Genomic DNA, 7,738 nt, shown 5'->3' with positions numbered 1-7,738 from the left:
ACCAGAAAAGCATCCGAAGCCCCGACTATTCTGTCAGCCTGCACCGCCAATTCCGCCTCAAGTGGACCGGCGTCCCAAATGCCATCCGAGATGAAATGATGCAGGCGGTCATAGCGATCAGGTGCCAGGCGCTCCGCCATCGGCTCGATACTCTTGCGATCTCCCGGCCCGATCAGGCCAGAAACATAGATCGGGCACATCTGCCGACGCTTCTTGTGGCCAAGCTTCTCAACAAACGGCTTCAGCCATTCCGTCAGTGCAACATCCTGCTCTGCCATCCTTCGCACCCCTGTTGAAGTGCCAAGGATCGCCGATCATCGTTAACCGAGGATTAATCTGCCAAAGTAGTGCTAGAAGAGGTGGGCGTTTCGGGCCCGTGATCTGCCCATCGGCGAACGATAGAACCACGACGCATCAAGGCTTTACAGGGCGGAGCGATTGGAAAGGACAGGAGTTCGATGACATTTCGGCAAAAGCTTTTGGTGCTTGCAATTGTGCCCCTGATCGTTGTCACCGTCTGCGTCACGTTGTTTCTGACATGGCAATCCACACGGCTCGCCCAAAGCAATATCGATGCTTTCCAGGAAAACATGCTGAAATCGAAGGAAGCGGAGATTGCAAATCTGACAAGTGTCGCGCTGTCAGCCATACAGTCGATCTACGACCAGGCCTCCCCCACCGACGAGCTCGCAAAAAGCCGCGTCGCGCAGATATTGGCCTCGCTCGACTACGGCAAGGACGGGTACTTTTTTGTTTACGATTATGATGGCAACAATGTCGTTCACCCACGACAATTGTTCCGGCACGGAAAAAACTGGCTCGAACTGGTCGACTCCGATGGCGACCGGGTTATCAGCGAGCTGATAAGGACGGCTCGCGATGGCGGCGGGCTCCATCAATATAAATGGCAAAAGCCCTCAACGGGCGCGACTGCAGACAAGATTTCGTATGTCCTGGCTCTTCCCAAATGGAATTGGATCCTTGGGACCGGCGTGTATCTCGACGATGTCTATGCTCAGACCAAAGCTGCAAATGTTGCCATGCAGGAGCGAACGCGGGAGAGCTTTGCTATCGTCGCACTGGTCGCTGTTCCTGCAGTCTTGGTTGTCTTCTCAACGTGTCTTTATGTCACCTTCGACGAGCGGAAGATGGCGGACGGTCTACTAAAGAAGCTCACTCAACGCGTGATCGATACGCAAGAGACCGAGCGATCCCGTCTCGCCCGCGAATTGCATGACGGGATCTCGCAGGAACTGCTCGGCGTACGATTTGCGATGGAACTGGCTGGACGTCGAACAACGGACGCCACGGCAGATCTCAAGTCGGCAATTGACGAAAGTGTGAAGGCCCTGAGCAACACGATCCGCGAGATCCGGAGCATATCACACGATCTGAGGCCAAGAGCTCTGGACGACATGGGGCTGACGGCCGCGATCAAGAATCTGGCGGAGAAATTCGCTGCACGCACGGGTGTCGAACTGTCGCTGGACATGCAGCAATTCATCGATGATCTCGTACCTCCCGCGCGTACCGCGATCTTCCGGGTTGCCCAGGAGGCGTTAAACAATGTGGAGCGCCATTCGAAGGCCACTCGGTTGCAAATCAAGTTGTGGACCGCGAAGGGACGAGCACGCATGGAGATATCGGACAACGGTCGAGGGCTTGGCTCCAGGCCGTCGGGACAGGCTGAGGGTCTCGGGCTCCAAAACATGCGCGAACGTGTTGCCCATTTCGGCGGATTAATGATTATCGACAGCGGAGACGATGGAACGAATTTACTTGTGATGCTTCCAAAATCTGCCGGAGGCGATCCCTCATTGATTGGGAAGGCGGCATGACGAGCGCTTCGCCGATCAAAGTGATCTTGATCGACAACCATCCGGTGGTCGTGGTGGGGCTCAAGGGTGTCCTGGATACATATCAAAACATTGAAGTGGTCGGTTTCGCGCACGACGTGACGACGGCGCTTCCCTTGGTCCGCGACCGTCGGCCACAGGTGGCTCTCGTTGATATCAACATGCCGAAGATCAACGGGATCGACGCGATTGCGCTAATCCGGAATGAAAGCCCTGAGACCAAAGTGATCATGCTGTCGATGCATGACAGCCGAGAATACATCTCCTCTTCGATTATGCGCGGCGCTTCCGGCTACATCCTAAAGGAAGTTGCCACCGATGAGATCGTTACGGCGATAAAGAAAGTTGCGAGTGGCGACACCTATTTCTCCAGCGGAGTCCGTGATCTGCTTCTGGATGCCGGGGGGCAATCCGTAGGAGAGCGCCTGACAGGCCGAGAGCAGGAAATTGTTGTCTTGATTGCCGCCGGGAAAAGCAATCGAGAGATAGCAGCTGAACTCGCCATCAGTGAGAACACGGTGGAGACCCATCGCAAGCATATCAAGCGGAAGCTGGGTCTGTCATCAACCGCCGAGCTCGTACGTTTCGTGCTCGAACATCCGGACCTCCTGGTTGGCCTACCCACTGGTGGGTAGCGCGGAACAAGACAGCCTCCTGCCTCTCTTGCTGTCGCCCAGCCGCCAAGCTAGCCATTCTTAGCGCACAGGGGAGGATCTGTGCCCAGGGGAGGAAAGCCAGCGGTCGGAGCCAACGTGTGACCGACTCCAGCAGGCTTGCACATCTCCGTCTGGTCAAGTCTCGCGACTTGGGCGTTTCAAGACGAGAGGAAACAATTGTGAATACAAACTCCACCAGGAGAGCGGCGCTCTGGCTGCTCATCATTCCCTATATCGGGCTCCTCTGGGTTCCCTTCTATAACTTTCACGACCCAGTCGTTTTCGGCTTCCCCTTCTTCTACTGGTACCAGCTTGCCTGGGTGCCGATCACCGCCTTCCTGACCTGGATCGCCTATCGGAGCACGCGCCATGACGACTGAGATCAACGGCACGGCGCTTGCCGTCTTTATCTTCTTCTTCGTGCTCGTCACGGTCATGGGCTTCGTCGCCTCCCGCTGGCGTAAGCCTAAGACGCTGGCCCACATTGACGAATGGGGTCTTGGCGGCCGCAGCTTTGGCACCTGGATCACCTGGTTCTTGGTCGGCGGCGACTTCTACACGGCTTATACGGTCATCGCCGTCCCGGCGCTGGTCTATACCGTTGGTGCATACGGCTTCTTTGCGCTGCCCTACACCATCGTCGTCTATCCCTTCGTCTTCATGGTCATGCCTGTGCTGTGGAAACGGGCGCGGGATTTCGGCTACGTGACCGCAGGTGATGTTGTTCACGGTCAGTATGGTTCGCGCGGGCTGGAGCTCGCCGTCGCTGCAACCGGTGTCATCGCCACGATGCCCTATATCGCCTTGCAGCTGGTCGGCATGACCGCAGCGCTCAAGGCACTCGGCCTGCACGGCGAGGTGCCGCTGGCGATCGCCTTCATCGTGCTGGCACTCTATACCTATTCGGCAGGCCTGCGGGCGCCGGCGCTGATCGCCTTCGTCAAGGACATCATGATCTATATCGTGGTGATCGCCGCCGTGGCGCTCATTCCCTCGAAGCTCGGTGGTTATGCCAATGTCTTTGCCGCCGCCGACGCGGCGTTCCAGGCGAAGGGCTCCGGCAGCCTGCTCCTGGCACCCAACCAGTATGTCGCCTACGCGACGCTGGCGCTCGGTTCGGCGCTTGCGGCCTTCATGTATCCGCACACACTGACCGGCATCTTCGCCTCGAACAGCGGCAACACGATCCGCAAGAACGCGGTGCTGCTGCCGGCCTATACTTTGCTGCTCGGCCTTCTGGCGCTGCTCGGCTACATGGGACACGCAGCCGGCTTGAAGCTCGAAAGCGCCAACGACGTCGTTCCGGCACTCTTCCAGACGCTGTTCCCGAGCTGGTTTGCGGGATTTGCCTTCTCGGCGATTGCCATCGGCGCGCTGGTGCCGGCGGCAGTGATGAGCATTGGTGCGGCCAACCTCTTCACCCGCAATTTCTGGAAGGCCTATGTCAACCCGCAGGTGTCGGATGCCGGTGAAGCCAAGGTCGCGAAGGTGACGTCGCTCGTCGTCAAGATCGGCGCGCTTCTCGTTATCATCTTCCTGCCGACGCAGTTTGCGCTCGACCTTCAACTTCTCGGCGGCATCTGGATCCTCCAGACGCTTCCGGCGCTGGTCTTCGGCCTCTACACCAACTGGTTCCGTGCGCCAGGCCTGCTCGCAGGTTGGTTCGTCGGCTTCTTCGGTGGCACGTTCCTGGTCTGGGATGCCGGTTGGAAGCCGCTCCATATGGTTTCCATCGGCGAGACGAGTTTCACGATGTACACCGGGCTTCTCGCTCTCGCTGCAAACCTCGTGGTAGCCGTTGCTGTGAACAGCGTTCTGGCGAAACGTGCGAGCCCCCTGGCTCAACAATAAGGAAAGATCGGCCGGGTTTGTTTCCGGCCGCCATCTCAGCTTGCTTTACGATCCACCGTTCCGCGGGTTGCCTGACGCCCCAATAAGCTCTCGACCTTTCCCAACAGTCCCTTGAGTTCCGGTTCCTGAACGTGCGTCGCCGCCTCATGAGGCGGGAACCAGGCGACCGACCTCTGGCCTTTCTCCTTAAACTCCGTCTGCATTGCGACGACCTCGACCAAATGGACCTGCACGATCGAGGGGACCTTGCCACCGGTGTCCAGCGTCTTCAGGTACGTGTAATAACCAAATGGCTTCTTCTTCGCCTTGCCCTTAACACCAGCCTCTTCCCAAGCCTCGCGCTCAGCAACCTGATGCGGCAGCCGCTTGTCCATGGCCCAGCCCTTCGGAATGACCCAGCGACCGGTCTCACGCGACGTGATCAACAGAACCTCGATCGCCTGGCTATCTGGCCGCCGTCTGTAGCAAATGGCGGCGTACTGATTGATCGCCTGGCCCTGAAACAGCTTGTCGGCCGCTGCCGCCAGTTGCCCGAGATAGGTTCTATTCTTTTTCTTAGGCATTCGTTTCCACGACGGGCCTCCCATCCGGCTTAATGGTTCGGCTCCGGAGAAGCTCGCCCCGTTCCTCGAGCACCGGGTATGCGGCCGCGGCCACCAGGTGCCAATTGATCTGTTTGAGATCGCGCAACAGATCGAGATGAAGTGAACTCGTCTCCACCGCCTCGATACCACCTTGCCGCAGCCGCTTGAAATGCGCTTCCGTTCCTTCGCGATCGGGTCCGAAGGCCCTCTGAATGCCGGTCTGGACCATGCGGGTTCCCCAGAGCAACAAGGCGATATGCCCAGCAAGCGCAATGAGACCAACGATGAAAGCCATGGCGATCCTCAAGATGACGGTCCGACATCGTCACCGCATATCTGGCGCGAGTGACAAACCGTCAACGTTCATTAGCTGACTATGTTTCCGCAGGGCGACGGTTTCTGCAAGACGCATTGTCACAAAACTGTCATAAAAGCTATTTTGTTCCATATAACCAACCACATACAACGTCACGACCATTTGCCGTCTGTCAGAGAACCGCTCACGATGAAAGCGATTATCGGTCGATTATGGATGAAAGGCTCGCCTCACCCTCCACGCACTGAGTCGCGCCAGATCAAATCCGCATGTAATTTCACCGACCGCCCATCGAGTTCTCCCGAGCTACCGTTTGCCAACCACGTCACTGCCTCCTGAGCAATGGCAGCGACCGGCTGAGCGAACGTTGTCAGCTGGTAGGACGACCATGACGATTGCTCGATATCGTCGAAACCGACGACGCAGAGCTGTTCCGGGATAGAGATCGAAAACTGATGTCGCGCCGCATCCATGAAACCGCATGCCAGCAGGTCGGTGGCGCAAAAGACCGCATCGGGGCGCTGCGTCCGCGTCAGCAACCGGTGCGCGACAACCTTGCCAGCCTCATATCCCGTCCAACCATATCGCTCGACGATGACATCCAATCCGTGGGACTTCGCCGCGGCGATAAACCCTGCCTCACGCGCCATCAGGCTTGGAGTTCCGGCTTCCGAACTTGCAAATGCCAGCCTGGTGCAGCCGGCGCGGACAAAGGCAGTCACAACGCGCCCCGCTGCCTCATGGTCGTCGAGATTGATACGCAAGGGTCCCGGCTGGTCATCGTCCCTGTTGATCAGAACGAGACGCTGGCCGTTTCGCAGGCACAATTGCGTAATGGATTTGTCAGGCAGGCCGGAGAGAATGATGGATGCATCGGCCCGATACCGGATGGCCTGACTGAGCGCACGATCGACGCTTCCGTCAGAGCGATCCGTGTTAACGAGCATGGCGACCTTGCCGGCCGTCTGCAGTTGCTGCGTCAGTTCGCGCAGCAAGGCTGATCGGTAAGGTGTGGCGACATCCGATACAATCAGACAGACGATGCCGCTTTCATTGCGCATCAAGCCGCGCGCAAGATGATTGACATGGTAACCAAGCTCTTCAGCAGCTTGCATTACTCTCTGTCTTGTCTCCCCGGAAATGCTGGCGCCGGGAGTGAACGCGCGCGAAACGGCAGAGCGTGAAACACCCGCCTTTCTGGCGACCTCGGCGGCGCTTACGAAGACCTTATGTGACAAAGGCATTCCTCTTTTTTGCTGCTTGCCTTCGGTATAATTTGCAATCGCGTGCACGTCTAGTCGCCACGCTGAATGTGAAGCTTCTGTGACAAAATAGTTGACAGTATTTGGTGGCTCATGCAGCATCTGCACACGCTTGCAAAGCGGGCGGCGTGGAGGCGCTGTCATAACGAGGAGGAAACTATGCGATCGGTTAAATTGGCCGCGGCCTTGCTTGCCGCCGGTGTGTCTTTTGCTGCCTATTCCGCTCACGCTGCGGGCGATCTGAACGTCATCTGCTCGGCCGATCCGGCAATATGCGACCTGATGAAGGGATTGTTTGAGAAGCAGTCCGACATCAAGGTCAACATGGTTCGTCTGTCGGCTGGCGAGACATATGCGAAGATTCGTGCGGAGGCACGCAATCCGAAGACGGATATTTGGTGGGCTGGCACTGGCGACCCCCATCTGCAGGCCGCAGCAGAAGGCCTGACGCAGGAGTATAAATCGCCGCTCTTCGACCAGCTCCAGGATTGGGCAAAGAACCAAGCCGAGAGCGCGAACTTCAAAACAGTCGGCGTTTATGCCGGGGCGCTCGGATGGGGTTACAATACCGACATCCTGAAGAAAAAAAACCTCAAAGAACCGAAGTGCTGGGCCGACCTGCTCGACCCTTCCTATAAGGGGGAGATTCAGATCGCCAACCCGAACTCGTCTGGAACGTCGTACAACACGCTTGCGACGCTGGTCCAGATCATGGGCGAGGACAAGGCTTTCGACTATCTGTCCAAGCTGAACGCGAATATTTCGCAATACACGAAATCGGGCTCGGCCCCCGTGAAGGCGGCCGCGCGTGGCGAATCCATGATTGGCATCGTCTTCATGCATGACGCCGTCGCGCAGACCGTCGAAGGGTTTCCGATCAAAGCCGTCGCGCCTTGCGAAGGCACCGGATACGAGATCGGTTCAATGTCGATTATCAAAGGCGCCAAAAACCTTGAGAATGCCAAAAAATGGTATGATTGGGCTCTGAGCGCCGAGGCGCAGTCGCACATGAAGGAGGCGAAGTCCTATCAGTTGCCGTCGAACAAATCGACCGAGGTGCCGAAGGAAGCACCGAAGTTCGAGGATATCAAACTCATCGACTATGATTTCAAGAAGTACGGCGATCCCACGGTTCGCAAATCACTGCTTGGGCGGTGGGACAAGGAAATCGGTGCGAAGGCGAACTGACGTCTTGTCTCGATCTCAAAACGCA

9 protein-coding genes are annotated in these 7,738 nt (G+C 57.5%); 5 read left to right on the top strand and 4 right to left on the bottom strand.

Annotated features, from left to right (window positions below):
- Window positions 1-278: transposase (locus BSG20_RS30335; RefSeq protein WP_143147554.1), on the bottom strand; the 278-nt coding region annotated here is incomplete at its 3' end.
- A 180-nt stretch (window positions 279-458) separates the two neighbouring features.
- Between BSG20_RS30335 and mctS the strand changes: the two genes are divergently transcribed.
- The 4 genes from mctS to mctP all read left to right on the top strand — a co-directional run bounded on the left by mctS (window position 459) and on the right by mctP (window position 4,363).
- A complete protein-coding gene (mctS, locus tag BSG20_RS30330; protein WP_072381295.1) occupies window positions 459-1,838 on the top strand; it encodes a two-component system sensor histidine kinase MctS in 1,380 nt (459 codons plus the stop codon).
- Window positions 1,835-2,491, top strand: coding sequence for a two-component system response regulator MctR (gene mctR, locus BSG20_RS30325; protein ID WP_072381296.1), 657 nt, complete (start codon window positions 1,835-1,837; stop codon window positions 2,489-2,491). Before mctS ends, mctR begins: the two co-directional genes overlap by 4 nt.
- A gap of 200 nt (window positions 2,492-2,691) precedes the next feature.
- A complete protein-coding gene (locus BSG20_RS30320) occupies window positions 2,692-2,892 on the top strand; it encodes a DUF3311 domain-containing protein (protein ID WP_051971004.1) in 201 nt (66 codons plus the stop codon).
- Complete coding sequence (mctP, locus tag BSG20_RS30315; RefSeq protein WP_072381297.1) at window positions 2,882-4,363, top strand: monocarboxylate uptake permease MctP; 1,482 nt, start codon at window positions 2,882-2,884, stop codon at window positions 4,361-4,363. The genes BSG20_RS30320 and mctP overlap by 11 nt, the downstream gene beginning before the upstream one ends.
- A 35-nt stretch (window positions 4,364-4,398) precedes the next feature.
- On the opposite strand, the gene BSG20_RS30310 is transcribed toward mctP, so the two are convergent.
- From BSG20_RS30310 to BSG20_RS30300, 3 genes are all read right to left on the bottom strand, one after another.
- Window positions 4,399-4,926, bottom strand: coding sequence for an NUDIX hydrolase (locus BSG20_RS30310; protein ID WP_072381299.1), 528 nt, complete (start codon window positions 4,924-4,926; stop codon window positions 4,399-4,401).
- The gene (locus tag BSG20_RS30305) at window positions 4,919-5,242 is read right to left on the bottom strand and encodes a hypothetical protein (RefSeq protein WP_420884135.1); all 324 of its coding nucleotides are present in this window, start codon (window positions 5,240-5,242) and stop codon (window positions 4,919-4,921) included. Before BSG20_RS30305 ends, BSG20_RS30310 begins: the two co-directional genes overlap by 8 nt.
- Before the next feature lie 251 nt (window positions 5,243-5,493).
- On the bottom strand, window positions 5,494-6,501 hold the full coding sequence (locus BSG20_RS30300) for a LacI family DNA-binding transcriptional regulator (protein WP_072381327.1): 1,008 nt from the start codon (window positions 6,499-6,501) through the stop codon (window positions 5,494-5,496).
- A gap of 183 nt (window positions 6,502-6,684) precedes the next feature.
- Between BSG20_RS30300 and BSG20_RS30295 the strand changes: the two genes are divergently transcribed.
- Window positions 6,685-7,713 carry an ABC transporter substrate-binding protein gene (locus BSG20_RS30295; RefSeq protein ID WP_072381301.1) on the top strand — a complete coding sequence of 343 codons (1,029 nt, stop codon included), beginning with the start codon at window positions 6,685-6,687 and terminating at the stop codon, window positions 7,711-7,713.
- The last annotated feature ends 25 nt before the right edge of the window (window positions 7,714-7,738 follow it).

Origin of the sequence: Rhizobium tibeticum (assembly GCF_900110205.1) — a bacterium.
Lineage (GTDB): Bacteria > Pseudomonadota > Alphaproteobacteria > Rhizobiales > Rhizobiaceae > Rhizobium > Rhizobium tibeticum.
This window is presented reverse-complemented; position numbering and strand designations above follow the sequence as displayed.